13 protein-coding genes are annotated in these 14,944 nt (G+C 72.8%); 1 reads left to right on the forward strand and 12 read right to left on the reverse strand.

Annotated elements, in window-relative coordinates; translation table 11 throughout:
- The 4 genes from ACWDBE_RS31925 to glmS form a co-directional block, all read right to left on the reverse strand.
- Positions 1 to 1,244 (reverse strand): alpha/beta fold hydrolase (locus tag ACWDBE_RS31925; protein ID WP_449809693.1); only part of this gene is annotated, 1,244 nt, incomplete at its 3' end.
- Positions 1,241 to 2,440 carry an alanine racemase gene (gene alr, locus ACWDBE_RS31930; RefSeq protein ID WP_449809694.1) on the reverse strand — a complete coding sequence of 400 codons (1,200 nt, stop codon included), beginning with the start codon at positions 2,438 to 2,440 and terminating at the stop codon, positions 1,241 to 1,243. The genes ACWDBE_RS31925 and alr, both read right to left, overlap by 4 nt.
- A 105-nt stretch (positions 2,441 to 2,545) precedes the next feature.
- On the reverse strand, positions 2,546 to 4,057 hold the full coding sequence (locus ACWDBE_RS31935) for an NAD(P)H-hydrate dehydratase (RefSeq protein ID WP_449788182.1): 1,512 nt from the start codon (positions 4,055 to 4,057) through the stop codon (positions 2,546 to 2,548).
- Positions 4,058 to 4,307: 250 nt separating this feature from the next.
- Complete coding sequence (gene glmS, locus ACWDBE_RS31940) at positions 4,308 to 6,164, reverse strand: glutamine--fructose-6-phosphate transaminase (isomerizing) (protein WP_449788181.1); 1,857 nt, start codon at positions 6,162 to 6,164, stop codon at positions 4,308 to 4,310.
- Positions 6,165 to 6,263: 99 nt separating this feature from the next.
- Here glmS and coaA point away from each other — a divergent pair, with 99 nt between their 5' ends.
- A complete protein-coding gene (gene coaA, locus ACWDBE_RS31945) occupies positions 6,264 to 7,259 on the forward strand; it encodes a type I pantothenate kinase (protein WP_392867308.1) in 996 nt (331 codons plus the stop codon).
- Positions 7,260 to 7,325: 66 nt separating this feature from the next.
- On the opposite strand, the gene glmM is transcribed toward coaA, so the two are convergent.
- The 8 genes from glmM to rpsK all read right to left on the reverse strand — a co-directional run bounded on the left by glmM (position 7,326) and on the right by rpsK (position 14,931).
- The gene (gene glmM / locus ACWDBE_RS31950; RefSeq protein WP_449788180.1) at positions 7,326 to 8,690 is read right to left on the reverse strand and encodes a phosphoglucosamine mutase; all 1,365 of its coding nucleotides are present in this window, start codon (positions 8,688 to 8,690) and stop codon (positions 7,326 to 7,328) included.
- A 165-nt stretch (positions 8,691 to 8,855) separates the two neighbouring features.
- Positions 8,856 to 9,359, reverse strand: coding sequence for a 30S ribosomal protein S9 (gene rpsI / locus ACWDBE_RS31955; RefSeq protein ID WP_224273932.1), 504 nt, complete (start codon positions 9,357 to 9,359; stop codon positions 8,856 to 8,858).
- Positions 9,360 to 9,404: 45 nt separating this feature from the next.
- Positions 9,405 to 9,848: a 50S ribosomal protein L13 gene (gene rplM, locus ACWDBE_RS31960; protein WP_030055846.1), complete on the reverse strand. Its 444-nt coding sequence runs from the start codon at positions 9,846 to 9,848 to the stop codon at positions 9,405 to 9,407.
- Positions 9,849 to 10,080: 232 nt separating this feature from the next.
- The gene (locus tag ACWDBE_RS31965; protein ID WP_449788179.1) at positions 10,081 to 11,739 is read right to left on the reverse strand and encodes an ABC-F family ATP-binding cassette domain-containing protein; all 1,659 of its coding nucleotides are present in this window, start codon (positions 11,737 to 11,739) and stop codon (positions 10,081 to 10,083) included.
- A gap of 49 nt (positions 11,740 to 11,788) precedes the next feature.
- Positions 11,789 to 12,694 carry a tRNA pseudouridine(38-40) synthase TruA gene (gene truA, locus ACWDBE_RS31970; protein ID WP_449809695.1) on the reverse strand — a complete coding sequence of 302 codons (906 nt, stop codon included), beginning with the start codon at positions 12,692 to 12,694 and terminating at the stop codon, positions 11,789 to 11,791.
- Positions 12,695 to 12,775: 81 nt separating this feature from the next.
- Positions 12,776 to 13,243 (reverse strand): 50S ribosomal protein L17, encoded by a 468-nt coding sequence (gene rplQ / locus ACWDBE_RS31975; RefSeq protein ID WP_396300203.1) that lies wholly within the window; start codon positions 13,241 to 13,243, stop codon positions 12,776 to 12,778.
- 127 nt (positions 13,244 to 13,370) lie between these two features.
- Entirely contained in the window at positions 13,371 to 14,393 is a 1,023-nt protein-coding gene (locus tag ACWDBE_RS31980; RefSeq protein WP_049649049.1) for a DNA-directed RNA polymerase subunit alpha, read from the reverse strand.
- A gap of 130 nt (positions 14,394 to 14,523) precedes the next feature.
- A complete protein-coding gene (rpsK, locus tag ACWDBE_RS31985) occupies positions 14,524 to 14,931 on the reverse strand; it encodes a 30S ribosomal protein S11 (RefSeq protein ID WP_030232513.1) in 408 nt (135 codons plus the stop codon).
- Between the last annotated feature and the right edge of the window lie 13 nt (positions 14,932 to 14,944).

Consider the following 14,944-nt stretch of genomic DNA (forward strand, 5'->3'; position numbering starts at 1 on the left):
CCTGGACTACCCCCGGGGGGGGCGCCGGGCCCGGCGCCCCGCCGCGGGGCGCGGGGCGGGCCGGGCCCGCCCGGCGCCGCCGCCCCGGCGAAGCCGCCGGCCCGGCGCAGCAGCCGCGCCAGCTCGTGGTCGACCAGCTCGGGGCGCTCCAGCATCACCAGGTGCCCGGCGCCCTCGGCCAGCACCAGCTCGGCGCCGGGCAGCCGCTCGGCGATCGCCTCGCTGTGCGTCGAGGGCGTCAGCAGGTCCTTCGTCCCGGCCAGCACCAGCGCGGGCAGGCCGCGCAGGGCGACCAGCGCCTCGTACTTCTCGTGCGCCCCGAACACCGGGTAGAACTCGGCGACCACGTCGATCGGGGTGGCGTCCAGCAGCTGCTCGGCGAAGCGCACCACGCCGGGGTCGACGTCCCGGCCGCCGAAGGAGAACCTCCGGTAGAACAACGCGGCCACGTCCGAACCCAGCCGCCTGGTCGCCTCGACCAGGTCGACCTGGCGGCCCAGCAGCTTCACCATCCCGGGCGCGACCTTCTTGAACAGCTTCGCGCCGGCCTTCGGCAGGCCCAGGCTGACGTCGTTCCAGTCCCCGGCGAGGGTCCCGACCAGCGCCACGCCGGTGACGCGCTCGCGGAACAGCTCCGGGTGCTGGTCGGCCAGCGCCATCACCGTCATGCCGCCCATCGAGTGGCCCACCAGCACCAGCGGCCCGGTCGGGGCGACGGCGTCGATCACCGCCTTGAGGTCGCCGCCCAGCTGGTCGATGCCGGCCGGCTCCCCCGCCAGGTAGGAGCGGGAGCGCTCGGAGCGGCCGTGGCTGCGCTGGTCCCAGAAGACCAGCCGCATGCCGTCGCGCAGCGCGGCCCGCTGGAAGTGCCAGCTGTCCTGGTTGAGGCAGTAGCCGTGGCAGAACACCACGGTCAGCGGTTCCGGGTGGTGGCTCGCCGCGCGGCCGTCGCCGTCCGGCTCGCTCCAGCCGGTGCCGTCCAGCTCGACGTACAGCTCGGTGCCGTCCGGCGCGGCCACCGTCCGCGGACGGCCGCGCAGCGAGCCGTACGGGGCGTTCGCGTCCAGCTCGGCCCGGGCCCGGCGGCGCGTCGCCCGGCCGACGGTCAGCCGCTCTATCGCGACGCCCGCGGCCGCCCCGGCCGCCAGCACGCCGACCGAGATCCCGATCACTCCCGCCCGGCTCACCCCGGCGGCGCCGGCCGCCTTGGCGACCGGACCTCGCTCGGCCGGTGCGTCGGTCATGCCGACGGGCCCTCGGTGTGGCTGCCGCCCAGGTAGCGGCGGGGCACCCGGGCGCCGATCCGGGTGATGATCTCGTACGAGATGGTGCCGCAGGCGCGGGCCCAGTCCTCGGCGGTGGGCTCGCCGCGCTCGCCGTTGCCGAACACCAGCACCTCGTCGCCGATCTCCGGGGTGTCGCCGCCGAGGTCCACCACGAACTGGTCCATCGCGACCCGGCCGGCCACCGTGCGCCACTTGCCGTCGATCTGCACCGGGCCGGCGCCGCTGGCGTGCCGGGGGATGCCGTCGCCGTAGCCGAGCGGCACCAGGCCCAGGGTGGTCTCGCCCGGCGTCGTGTAGTGGTGGCCGTAGCTGACCCCGTGTCCGCCGGGAACGTGCTTGACCAGCGCCAGCCGCGCGGTCAGCGCCATCACCGGGCGCAGCCCGAAGTCCGCTGGGGAGCCCACCTCGGGCACCGGCGACAGCCCGTACGCGGCCAGGCCGGTGCGGACCAGGTCGAAGTGCGCCTCGGGCAGGAGCAGGGCGGCCGGGGAGTTCGCCAGGTGCCGGACCTCGGGGCGCAGCCCGGCGGACTCGGCCGTGGCCAGCGCGGTGCGGTAGGAGTCCAGCTGGGCCTGGATCGACGGGTGGCCGGGCTCGTCCGCCGCGGCGAAGTGCGACCAGACGCCGACGACCGTCAGCAGTCCCTCCGCCTCGGCCCGGCGGGCGGCGGCCACCAACTGCGGCCAGTCGCGCGGCTGGCAGCCGTTGCGGCCGAGGCCGGTGTCGGCCTTCAGGTGCACCCGGGCCGGGATGCCGGTCTCGCGCACGGCGGGCAGCAGCTCGTCCAGCGCCCACTGGCCACTGACCGAGATGTCCAGGTCCGCGCGCAGCGCCTCGCGCCACGGGCCGCCCGGCGTCCACAGCCAGCACAGGATGCGGGCCCGCTCGGGGCGGATGCCCGCGGCCCGCAGTGCCAGCGCCTCGTCCGGGGTCGCGCAGCCGAGCCAGCCGACGCCGTTCGCGACCGCCTCCCGGGCACACTCGACCGCGCCGTGGCCGTAGGCGTTCGCCTTGACCGCGAGCATCACCGCCGCGTCGCCGACGCGCTCGCGCAGCGCCGCGAGGTTGCCGCGCAGGGCGGCGAGATCGATGGTCGCCTCGGCCCGTACGCCGTCGGTGAGGGTGGCCGTGCCGGTCGTGTTCGCAGTTGTCATCAGGGTCAGTCTCCCAGACGTCCCGGAGTCCTCGCCGAACGGCCCGTCGGACACGACGGCCCCCTACGACGCGCCGACGTGCGGCGGACCGCCCGTTCACCCCGTTCAGGACGCCGCGACCGGACGTTCCGGTTCCGGCGCCCACCCCTCGCGGACCGCTCGCCACACCGCCGGCAGCGCCCCGGCCACCGCGAGCGCCGTCGTCGGGGCGCCCGGCGCGCCCGCCGCCTCGCGGCCGGCCAGGCCGTGCAGGTAGGCGGCCACCGACGCGGCGTCCAGCGGCGCTAGGCCCGCCGCCAGCAGGGAGCCGGCCAGCCCGGCCAGGACGTCGCCGCTGCCGGCGGTGGCCAGCCAGGAGGTGCCGGTCGGGTTCACCCGGACGGCCCCGCCCGGGTCGGCGACCACCGTGGTGGAGCCCTTCAGCAGCACCGTCGCGCGGTAGTGCGCCGCCAGCCGGCGGGCGGTGGCCAGCCGGGCCGCGGCCAGGTCGTCGGCGGCCGGCGGCGCGCCGCCCTCGGCGCCCGCGAGCAGCCGGGCCGCCTCGCCGGTGTGCGGGGTGAGCAGGGTGGGCGCGGTGCGGCCGGCCAGCGCGCCCGGGCCGAGCCGGCCCAGCTCGGTCAACGCGTCCGCGTCCACCAGCACCGGGACGTCGCTCGCCAGCGCCTCGGTCAGCGCCTGCCGCGCCCCCTCACCGCCGCCCGGCCCGACCACCCAGGCCTGCACCCGCCCGGCACCGGCCGGGCCGCCCTCGGTGACCAGCGTCTCCGGGAAGCGCCGCACCACCTCCTCGGCCGCCGTGCCCACGTACCGGACGGCGCCCGCGCCGCCGTGCAGCGCCCCCGCAACGGCCAGCAGCGCCGCCCCCGGGTACGTCGCCGAGCCGGCCGCCACCCCGACGACGCCGCGCCGGTACTTGTCGCTCTCCGCGCCCGGCACCGGCAGCAGCGCCGCCACGTCCGCGTGCTGGAGCGCCGTCACCTCCCCGGCGGGCGGCTCCAGCCCGATGCCGACCAGCTGCACCACGCCCGCGTACGAGGCCCCAGGGTCGACCAGCAGCCCGGGCTTGTACGTGCCGAAGCAGACCGTGACGTCCGCCCGCAGCGCCGCGCCCGGCACCTCGCCGGTGTCGGCGTCCACCCCGCTCGGCAGGTCCACCGCCACCACGGTCCCGGACCGCCGGGCCCGCGCGTACGGCTCCGCCTCGGGGCGCAGCCCGCCCCGGCCTCCGATGCCGACGATGCCGTCCAGCACCAGGTCCGCGCGCGAGAAGTCGGCCAGGCCGACTTCCTCCTCCACCGTCACCCGTCCGCCGGCGGCCCGCAGCGCGGCCAGCCCGCCCGGGTGCGCCTTCTCCGGCGTCAGCAGCACCGCCGTCACCCGCGCCCCGCGCCGGGCCAGCGCGGCCCCGGCGTACAGGGCGTCACCCCCGTTGTCCCCGCTGCCCGCCAGCACCGTCACCCGACCGCCGTACACCCGCCCCCGACGCCGCGTCAGCAGCCGCGCACAGGTCGCCGCCAACCCCGCCGCCGCCCGCTGCATCAACGTGCCCTCCGGCAGCCGCGCCATCAGCTCCGCCTCCGCGGCCCGGACGGTTTCCACAGGGTGTGCATGACGCATGGCGGGTCTCCCTCGGCGATCGGCGTACCACCGACGCTAGCCCGCGCCGCGGCCCCACGGCAGGCCGGACTGCGGCACACTTTCGAGTGACACCCACTTCGATGCCCCGCCGGTGTCCGCCCGTACGCCTACCTTGTGGCTCGGCACGGACCCACCGGAGGGAGAAGGGCCACCCGCCCCGTTCTCCTTCACGCTCGACACGGCACCCCTGCGGTAGGGCACAGCCACCGCAGGGGCGTCGTGGTCGTCACTACTCGACGGTGACCGACTTCGCCAGGTTGCGCGGCTGGTCGACCTCGTGGCCCTTGGCCGTGGCCAGCTCGCAGGCGAAGACCTGGAGCGGGACGGCGGCGACCAGCGGCTGGAGCAGGGTCGGGGTGGCCGGGATGCGGATCAGGTGGTCCGCGTACGGGACGACGGCCTCATCGCCCTCCTCGGCGATCACGATCGTGCGGGCGCCGCGGGCCCGGATCTCCTGGATGTTGGAGACGATCTTGTCGTGCAGGATCGACCGGCCGCGCGGCGAGGGCACGACCACCACGACCGGCAGCCCCTCCTCGATCAGCGCGATCGGGCCGTGCTTGAGCTCGCCCGCCGCAAAGCCCTCGGCGTGCATGTACGCCAGCTCCTTGAGCTTGAGCGCGCCCTCCAGGGCCACCGGGAAGCCGACGTGGCGGCCGAGGAACAGCACCGAGCGGGCGTCGGCGAGCGAGCGGGCCAGCTCGCGCACCGGCTCCATGGTCTCCAGGACCTGCTCGACCTGCTTCGGCGCGTCGCCGAGCTCCTTGATGACGGCGAAGATCTCGTCGCCCCACTTGGTGCCGCGCACCTGGCCCAGGTACAGGGCGACCAGGTAGCAGGCGACCAGCTGGGTCAGGAACGCCTTGGTGGAGGCGACCGCGACCTCCGGGCCGGCGTGGGTGTACAGCACCGCGTCCGACTCGCGCGGGATGGTGGAGCCGTTGGTGTTGCAGATCGCCAGCACCTTGGCGCCCTGCTCGCGGGCGTGCCGCAGGGCCATCAGGGTGTCCATGGTCTCGCCGGACTGCGAGATGGCGATGACCAGCGTGCCCGGGCCCATGATCGGGTCGCGGTAGCGGAACTCGGAGGCGACCTCGACCTCGCAGGGGATGCGGGTCCAGTGCTCGATCGCGTACTTGGCGATCATGCCGGCGTGGAAGGCCGTGCCGCAGGCCACGATGACGACCTTGTCGACCGAGCGCAGGTCGGCGTCGGAGATCCGCAGCTCGTCGAGGGTGAGCCGGCCGTCGGTACCGATCCGGCCGAGCAGGGTGTCGGCGACCGCCTTCGGCTGCTCGGCGATCTCCTTGAGCATGAAGTAGTCGTAGCCGCCCTTCTCGGCGGCGGAGGCGTCCCAGTCGACGTGGTACTCGCGCACGTCGGCCGGGGTGCCGTCGAAGTTGGTGACGGTCACGCCCTCGCGGCGCAGCTCGACCACCTGGTCCTGGCCCAGCTCGATCGCCTCGCGGGTGTGGGCGATGAAGGCGGCGACGTCCGAGGCGAGGAAGTTCTCGCCCTCGCCGCGGCCGACCACCAGCGGCGAGTTGCGGCGGGCGCCGACGACCACGTCCGGCGCGTCCGCGTGCACGGCCACCAGGGTGAAGGCGCCCTCCAGCTGACGGCAGACCACCCGCATGGCCTCGGCGAGGTCACCCGCGTAGGCCTCGCCCAGCAGGTGGGCGACGACCTCGGTGTCGGTCTCGGACCGGAGGGTGTGGCCGCGCTCGGCGATCTCGGCGCGCAGCTGGGCGAAGTTCTCGATGATGCCGTTGTGCACCACGGCCACCCGCTGCCGGTCGTCCAGGTGGGGGTGGGCGTTGGCGTCCGTCGGGCCGCCGTGGGTGGCCCAGCGGGTGTGGCCGATGCCGGTGGTGCCGCCGGGCAGAGGGGACTCGGCGAGCGACTTCTCCAGGTTGGCGAGCTTGCCCGCCCGCTTGTCCGTGGCCAGACTCCACTGCCCCTCGGAGTCCTGGACCTGCACCGCGACACCGGCCGAGTCGTAACCCCGGTACTCCAGGCGCTGCAAGCCTGCGATTACTACGTCGAGGGCGGACTGAGCGCCCACGTATCCAACAATTCCGCACATGCGTGCCAGCATAAGGGCGGTTCTGTGGCCGTTTTCCCGCCGCGCGCGAACGCTGCGTGACCGACACCACAGCAACCGTGAACGTCGCGACGGCTCACAATGGAGCATGTGCTGACCGAACTCTGTACGCGGGGCGCCGCCACGCCCGGCCCGTCCCCGTCTCCCTACGTGGACCTCAGCCGGGCCGAGTGGAGCGCGCTGCGCGAGCGTACGCCGCTGCCGCTGAGCGCCGAGGAGGTGGAGCGGCTGCGCGGCCTCGGTACCGCCCTCGACCTGGACGAGGTCCGCGACGTCTACCTGCCGCTGTCGCGACTGCTGAACCTGTACATCCACGCCACGCACGAGCTGCGCGGCGCGCTGGGCACCTTCCTGGACACCCCGGACACCGAGCGCACCCGCACCCCGTTCATCATCGGCGTGGCCGGCTCCGTCGCGGTCGGCAAGTCGACCACCGCCCGTCTGCTCCAGGCGCTGCTCGCCCGCTGGCCCGAGCACCCCCGGGTCGAACTGGTCACCACCGACGGCTTCCTGCTGCCCAACGCCGAGCTGCGCCGCCGCGGCCTGATGGCCCGCAAGGGCTTCCCGGAGTCGTACGACCGCCGGGCGCTGATGCGCTTCGTCGCGGACGTGAAGGCGGGCAAGGAGCGGGTCAGCGCGCCGGTCTACTCGCACCTGGTGTACGACATCGTGCAGGGCGAGCGGCTCACCGTGGAGCGCCCGGACATCCTGATCGTCGAGGGCCTGAACGTGCTCCAGCCGGCCCTGCCCGGCACCGACGGCCGCACCCGCCTCGCGGTGGCCGACTACTTCGACTTCTCGATCTACGTCGACGCCCGGACCGACGACATCGAGCACTGGTACCTGGACCGCTTCCGCAAGCTGCGGCAGACCGCCTTCCAGGACCCGAACTCCTACTTCCGCCGCTTCACCGAGGTGCCGGAGGAGGAGGCGATGGAGTACGGCCGGCAGGTCTGGCGCACCATCAACAAGCCCAACCTGCTGGAGAACGTCCTGCCGACCCGCGGCCGGGCCACCCTGATCCTCCAGAAGGGCCAGGACCACAAGGTCCGCCGGGCGCTGCTGCGCAAGCTCTGAGGCGTCCTCGGAGCAACACCGACGGCCCCCACCGGAACCCGGTGGGGGCCTCGTGCCGTACGGGGCTCAGCCCAGGTGGGTGCGCACCGCCTCGGCCAGCCGCTGCGCGACCGCCTCGGCCTGCGCCGGGTCGGCGGCCTCGACCATCACCCGGACCAGCGGCTCGGTGCCCGACGGGCGCAGCAGCACCCGGCCGGTGGAGCCCAGCTCGGCCTCGGCGCCGGCGACCGCGGCGGCCAGCTCGGTGCTGGTCCGCACCCGGGACTTGTCGACGCCCTTGACGTTGATCAGCACCTGCGGCAGCCGGGTCATCACGGCGGCCAGGTCGGCCAGCGGCTGCTTGGTGGCGGCCAGCCGGGCGCCCAGCATCAGTCCGGTCAGGGTGCCGTCGCCGGTGGTGGCGTGGTCCAGCAGGATCACGTGGCCGGACTGCTCGCCGCCCAGCGCGAAGCCGTGCTCCTTCATCGCCTCCAGCACGTAGCGGTCGCCGACGGCGGTCTCCACCAGCTCGATGCCCTCGCGCTCCATCGCCAGCTTGAAGCCGAGGTTGGACATCACGGTGGCCACCGCGGTGTTGCGGCGCAGGGTGCCGGCCTCCTTCATGGCGACGGCGAGGATGGCGATGATCTGGTCGCCGTCCACCTCGTTGCCCTCGGCGTCGGCGGCCAGGCAGCGGTCGGCGTCGCCGTCCAGGGCGATGCCCAGGTCGGCCTGGTGCTCCTTCATCGCGACGCGCAGCCGGTCCAGGTGGGTGGAGCCGACGCCGTCGTTGATGTTGAGGCCGGTGGGCTCGGCCCCCAGGGTGTGGACCACCTCGGCGCCGGCCCGGGCGAAGGCCTCGGGGGCGACGTAGGCGGCCGCGCCGTGGGCGCCGTCGATGACGACCTTGACGCCGTCCAGGCGGTTGGGCAGCACGCCGATCAGGTGGGCGACGTACTTGTCGAAGCCCTCGGTGTACTCGCGCACCCGGCCGACGGCCGCGCCGGTCGGACGGTTCCAGTCCTCGTCGCCGAGCGAGTGCTTGCGGTAGTGGGTCTCGATCGCGTCCTCGATCCGGTCGTCCAGCTTGTGGCCGCCGCGGGCGAGGAACTTGATGCCGTTGTCCGGCATGGCGTTGTGGCTGGCGGACAGCATCACGCCGAAGTCGGCGCCGAGCGCGCCGGTGAGGTACGCCACGGCCGGGGTGGGCAGGACGCCGACCCGCAGGACGTCGACGCCCGCGCTCGCCAGACCGGCGATGACGGCGGCCTCGAGGAACTCGCCCGAGGCGCGCGGGTCACGGCCGACCACCGCGACCGGCCGGTGGCCGTCGAAGGCGCCGGCCTCACCGAGCACATGGGCCGCCGCGACCGACAGGCCGAGGGCCAGCTCCGCCGTCAGGCCCTCGTTGGCCACCCCGCGCACGCCGTCCGTACCGAAGAGTCGTCCCACTGTCCCGTCCTCCATCACCACTGCTCGGAACCCAACCGATGATCCCGGCCGCCGCACAGTAGCCGGGGAACACGTCGCCCCGGAGTACGCGAGGTACTCCGGGGCGACGGTTTCGCGCAACCAGGGGGTGCGCCGCCAGGGCGGACCGCACCCCCGGGGAGGCGATTAGCGCTTGCTGTACTGCGGCGCCTTGCGGGCCTTCTTCAGACCGGCCTTCTTGCGCTCGACGGCGCGGGCGTCACGGGTCAGGAAGCCGGCCTTCTTCAGCGCGCCGCGGTTGTTGTCCACGTCGGCCTCGTTCAGGGCACGGGCGACGCCGAGGCGCAGCGCGTAGGCCTGGCCGGAGACGCCGCCACCGCTGATGCGGGCGACGACGTCGTAACGGCCGTCCAGCTCCAGGAGCTTGAAGGGCTCGTTCACGGTCTGCTGGTGCACCTTGTTCGGGAAGTAGCCCTCGAGGGTGCGACCGTTGATCTTCCACTGGCCGGTGCCGGGGACGATGCGCACGCGGGCGATCGCCTCCTTGCGACGGCCCAGGCCGGCGCCGGGGACGGCCTCGCCGAAGCGGCCGGCCAGCGACTCGGAGGTGTAGCTCTCCTCGGAGGTGTACTCGCCCTCGACGACGGTCTCGTCGAAGTCGACCTCAAGGGTTTCAGTGGTCTCGGCCACGGTGTTCCTCAGCTCTTTTCAGTGTTGGGGGGCTTGGTGGCCGAATTACTGCGCGACCTGGGTGATCTCGAACGGCACCGGCTGCTGGGCAGCGTGCGGGTGCTGGTCGCCCGAGTAGACCTTCAGCTTCGAGAGCATCTGGCGGCCCAGGCTGTTCTTGGGGATCATGCCCTTGATGGCCTTCTCGACGGCCTTCTCCGGGTTGTTCGCCAGCAGGTCGTCGTAGCGCACCGAGCGCAGACCGCCCGGGAAGCCCGAGTGGCGGTAGGCCAGCTTCTGGGTCTTCTTGTTACCGGACAGGTGCACCTTGTCGGCGTTGATGATGATGACGAAGTCACCAGTGTCAACGTGCGGCGCGTAGATCGCCTTGTGCTTGCCCCGGAGGAGGTTGGCGGCCTGGGAGGCCAGGCGGCCCAGCACGACGTCGGTCGCGTCGATGACGTGCCACTGACGCTGGACGTCGCCGGGCTTGGGGCTGTACGTACGCACGGTCGTAGCCTTCGCTTTTCAGTGAGTGAGTCCTGACAGGAGCACCCGGACGGAAGAGCAGCCTGGCCATCCTTGGACGCAATTCAAGGGGGACCGCTGGTCGACGACCTGATGTCTCCGGCGTACCGACCTCTCACGTGAGATAGAGCGAGCCAATACGCACATCAAGCGTCCAGGTTACCGGCAGGGCGGGGGCGGGTCAAAAGCACCCGGGACCGACCCCCGCCGTCACTCAGCGTTCGCGCTCCACCCGGGTCACGTCCCAGACCGGCTCCGGCGACTCGTACACCCGGCCGTCCGCGCCGAACACCAGGAAGCGGTCGAAGGTCTTGGCGAACCAGCGGTCGTGGGTCACGCACAGCACGGTGCCGTCGAAGGCCTCCAGGCCGGCCTGCAGGGCCTCGGCGCTCTCCAGGTCCAGGTTGTCGGTCGGCTCGTCGAGCAACAGGGCCGTCACGCCGGAGAGTTCGAGCTTGAGGATCATCAGCCGGGCCTGCTGCCCGCCGGACAGCGACTCGAACTTCTGCTCCTCCTGGCGGTCCAGCTCGTACCGGCGCAGCGCACCCATCGCGGCGCCGCGGCTGAGCGCGTGCTCCTCCTCGACGATCGACCGCACGGTGCGGCCGAACAGCTCCGGGTGGGCGTGGGTCTGCCGGAAGTGGCCGGGCACGACCCGGGCGCCGAGCTTCCACTCGCCGGTGTGCGCGACCGACCCGTCACCGGCCAGCAGCCGCAGGAGGTGCGACTTGCCGGCGCCGTTGGCGCCCAGCACCGCGACCCGCTCGCCGTAGAAGACCTCCAGGTCGAAGGGCTGCATCAGGCCGGTGAGCTCCAGCTGCTCCATGGTGAAGGCGCGCACGCCGGTGCGCCCGCCCTTGAGCCGCATGGTGATGGTCTGCTCGCGCGGCGGCGTCTCGGGCGGGCCGGCGTCCTCGAACTTCTTCAGCCTGGTCTGGGCGGCGGCGTAGCGGGAGGCCATCTCGTGGCTGACCGCGGCGGCCTGGCGCAGGGTGACGACCAGCTTCTTGAGCTTGGCGTGCTCCTCGTCCCAGCGGCGGCGCAGCTCCTCGAAGCGCGCGAAGCGGGCCTTGCGGGCCTCGTGGAAGGTGTCGAAGCCGCCGCCGTGCACCCAGACGCTGCTGCCGGTGGCACCGGTCTCGACGGCGATGATCTTGTCCGCGGTCTTGGAGAGCAGCTCGCGGTCGTGCGAGATGAACAGGACGGTCTTCGAGGTGGCCTTGATGGCCTCCTCCAGCCAGCGCTTGGCCGGGACGTCCAGGTAGTTGTCGGGCTCGTCGAGCAGCAGCACCTCGTCGGGACCGCGCAGCAGCGCCTCCAGGACGAGCCGCTTCTGCTCGCCGCCGGAGAGGGTGTTCAGGCCGCGCCACTGGGCCTTGTCGAAGGGCATCCCCAGGGCCGCCATGGTGCAGACGTCCCAGTCGGTCTCGTAGTCGTAGCCGCCGACGTCGGCCCAGTCGGAGAGCGCCTGGGCGTAGGCCATCTGCGTCTTCTCGTCGTCCTGGGCGATCATCGCCAGCTCGGCGGCGTCCACCGCGCGGGCCGCCTTGGCGATCCGCTCCGGGGCGACCGACACCAGCAGGTCGCGCACCGAGGCGTCGGCCGGCAGCGCGCCGGGCGTGGCCTGCTGGTCCTCGCGGCCGGTGGTGCCGACGAACTGGCGCATCACGCCGAGCCCGCCGCTGATCGTCACCGAGCCGCCGTGCGGCTGGATGTCCCCCGCGATCATGCGCAGCAGGGTGGTCTTGCCGGCGCCGTTGGCGCCGACCAGGGCGACCGCGGCTCCCTCGCCCACCCGGAAGGACGCGTCGTCGAACAGGACGCGCCCGTCCGGCAGGTAGTACTCCAGGTGCGAAATCTCGACGTGTCCCATGGGAGCGATTCTCCCAAGCGGACGCGCCGGGCCAAAACGGATTACCTCACTACGCGCTCTGCCCCGGCAGGGTGCGCATCCGCCGGGCCGCGCGGTTGCGCTCGGCCAGCTGGTCGTCCGGCGGGTAGCCGACCTCCTCCAGCGTGAGCCCGTACGGCCGGATCACGTTGACGGCGGAGTTGCGCACCCCGCCGGCCAGCACCTCGCCGGGGAACTCCACCGGCCGGTGCCCGTCGCCGACCAGCAGCATCGCGCCGACCAGCGCCCGGACCATGTTGTGGCAGAAGGCGTCGGCCCGGACGGTGGCGACCGCGAGGGAGCCCTCCTGGGCGGCGTAGGAGTCCACCGGGACGCGGTCCCAGTGCAGCTCCAGCAGGGTGCGGATGGTGGTGGCGCCCTCGCGCTTCTTGCAGTACGCGGCGAAGTCGTGCTCGCCGAGCAGCAGCTCGGCCGCCCGGTTCATCCGGTCCACGTCCAGCGGGCGGTCGTGCCAGAGCACGTGGCCGCGCAGCAGCGGGTCGACCCCGCCGGGGTGGTCGGCGACCCGGTACGCGTACCGGCGCCAGATCGCCGAGAAGCGGGCGTCGAACCCGGCCGGCGCCTCGCCGACCCGGTAGATCCGGACGTCCCCGGGCAGCCGGCCGGCCAGTCGGCGCAGCAGCTTCTCCCGGTGCGCCTCCCACAGTTCGGCCGGCAGGTCGACGTGGGCGACCTGGCCGCGGGCGTGCACCCCGGCGTCGGTGCGCCCGGCCACGGTCAGCGGGAACAGCTCCGAGCTGCGGGTGACGATCTGGAGCGCGGTCTCGATCTCCTCCTGGACCGTCCGGCGGCCGCCCTTCTGTCGGGCCCAGCCGGAGAACTCGGCGCCCTGGTAGGCAAGGTCCAGCCGGACCCGGACGTACCCGTCGGCCGGGCCGTCCTTCGCCGGCGGCCGCTCGGCGCAATCGTTGACCACTGCTCTTCACTCCCTGGACATGAGGAACGGGCCCGCTCCCCCATCGCTGGGGAAGCGGGCCCGCAACAACACCTAGTGGTGTCAGGCCTGCTCGGCGGCCTCGGTCTCGGTGGCCTCGACCTTGGCGTCGGCCTCCTTGACGGCACGCTTGGTGGCGGCCTCGGCCTCGCCGACGGCGGTCTGCGCGACGGTCAGCGCCTCGACCAGCTCGATCACGGCCATCGGGGCGTTGTCGCCACGACGGGGACCGATCTTGGTGATGCGGGTGTAGCCACCCGGGCGGTTCTCGTAGCGCGGCGCGATCTCGGTGAAGAGGGTGTGCAGCACCGACACGTCGGTGATGGTCTTGCGCACCAGGCGACGGTTGTGGATGTCGCCCTTCTTCGCCTTGGTGATCAGCTTCTCCGCCAGCGGGCGCAGGCGGCGGGCCTTGGCCTCGGTGGTGGTGATGCGGCCGTACTGGAACAGCTCACGGGCCAGACCGGCGAGCAGCAGCGGCTCGTGGTGCGGGCCACCGCCCAGGCGGGCACCCTTGGTGGGACGCGGCATGGAATTACTCCTCGAATCTCCGACTGCGGCCGTACCAGGTACCGCAGCGGGCGTACGGGCACTGTGCCCGTACGGCTTTCAGGACGACGGGGGCGGTTCCGTGGAACCGCCCCCGCGGCCAATTCTCTTAGTACTGCTCGGTCTCGGCGAAGTGCGAGTCGTCGAGGTCGTCGGCGCCGAAGGCGTCGGCGGCAGCGGTCGGGTCGAACCCGGGCGGGCTGTCCTTGAGGGCCAGGCCCATGCCGGCCAGCTTCGCCTTGACCTCGTCGATCGACTTCGCACCGAAGTTGCGGATGTCGAGCAGGTCGGCCTCGGAGCGGGCGACGAGCTCACCCACGGTGTGGATGCCCTCGCGCTTGAGGCAGTTGTAGGAGCGGACGGTGAGCTCCAGCTCCTCGATCGGCAGCGCCAGGTCGGCGGCCAGGGCGGCGTCCGTCGGGGACGGGCCCATGTCGATGCCCTCGGCGTCGATGTTCAGCTCGCGGGCGAGGCCGAACAGCTCCACCAGGGTCTTGCCGGCCGAGGCCATGGCGTCGCGCGGACGCATGGCGGGCTTGGTCTCGACGTCGACGATCAGCTTGTCGAAGTCGGTCCGCTGCTCGACACGGGTGGCCTCGACCTTGTAGGTGACCTTCAGCACCGGGCTGTAGATCGAGTCGACCGGGATGCGGCCGATCTCCTGGCCGGAGGCCTTGTTCTGGACGGCGGAGACGTAGCCGCGACCGCGCTCGACGGTCAGCTCCATCTCCAGCTTGCCCTTGCCGTTCAGCGTGGCGAGGACCAGCTCGGGGTTGTGCACCTCGACACCCGCCGGCGGGGCGATGTCGGCGGCGGTGACGACACCCGGGCCCTGCTTGCGCAGGTACATCACGACCGGCTCGTCGTGCTCCGAGGAGACGACCAGCTGCTTGATGTTGAGGATGAGGTCGGTCACGTCCTCCTTGACGCCCGGCACGGTGGTGAACTCGTGCAGGACGCCGTCGATGCGGATGCTGGTGACAGCGGCACCCGGGATCGACGACAGGAGCGTGCGGCGCAGGGAGTTGCCGAGGGTGTAGCCGAAGCCCGGCTCCAGCGGCTCGATCACGAACCGCGAGCGGAACTCGTCGACGACCTCTTCGGTCAGCGAAGGACGCTGAGCGATAAGCATGGGGGAAATCCTCCGGTTGTCTTCGGCACCCACTATTTGATGCCGACAGGACCAAGCGTACGGGGTCCCGCCGAGAAGCAGGACCCCGTACGAGGTTTACAGCAGGTACTGCGAGCCCGAAGGCGCTGCGTCAGACGCGGCGGCGCTTCGGCGGGCGGCAGCCGTTGTGCGGGGTGGGGGTGACGTCCTGGATCGAGCCGACCTCCAGGCCGGTGGCCTGGAGCGAACGGATCGCGGTCTCGCGGCCGGAGCCCGGACCCTTCACGAAGACGTCAACCTTGCGCATGCCGTGCTCCTGCGCGCGACGGGCAGCGGCCTCGGCGGCCATCTGCGCGGCGAACGGGGTGGACTTGCGCGAGCCCTTGAAGCCGACGTGGCCGGCGGAGGCCCAGGAGATCACGTTGCCCGCGGGGTCGGTGATCGAAACGATGGTGTTGTTGAACGTGCTCTTGATGTGCGCGTGGCCGTGAGCGACGTTCTTCTTTTCCTTGCGGCGGATCTTCTTCGCGCCGGCAGCCTGACGACCCTTGGGGGGCATAAGTCTGTTCTCC

Source organism: Kitasatospora sp. NPDC001132, from assembly GCF_053598415.1.

Bases quoted from the DNA above. Each gene is read 5' to 3' on its own strand.
- ACWDBE_RS31935 (WP_449788182.1), bottom strand. From the start codon at position 4,057: ATGCGTCATGCACACCCTGTGGAAACCGTCCGGGCCGCGGAGGCGGAG.
- ACWDBE_RS31965 (WP_449788179.1), bottom strand. From the start codon at position 11,739: ATGGGACACGTCGAGATTTCGCACCTGGAGTACTACCTGCCGGACGGG.
- alr (WP_449809694.1), bottom strand. From the start codon at position 2,440: ATGACAACTGCGAACACGACCGGCACGGCCACCCTCACCGACGGCGTA.
- coaA (WP_392867308.1), top strand. From the start codon at position 6,264: ATGGAGCATGTGCTGACCGAACTCTGTACGCGGGGCGCCGCCACGCCC.
- rpsK (WP_030232513.1), bottom strand. From the start codon at position 14,931: ATGCCCCCCAAGGGTCGTCAGGCTGCCGGCGCGAAGAAGATCCGCCGC.
- ACWDBE_RS31980 (WP_049649049.1), bottom strand. From the start codon at position 14,393: ATGCTTATCGCTCAGCGTCCTTCGCTGACCGAAGAGGTCGTCGACGAG.
- rplQ (WP_396300203.1), bottom strand. From the start codon at position 13,243: ATGCCGCGTCCCACCAAGGGTGCCCGCCTGGGCGGTGGCCCGCACCAC.
- glmS (WP_449788181.1), bottom strand. From the start codon at position 6,164: ATGTGCGGAATTGTTGGATACGTGGGCGCTCAGTCCGCCCTCGACGTA.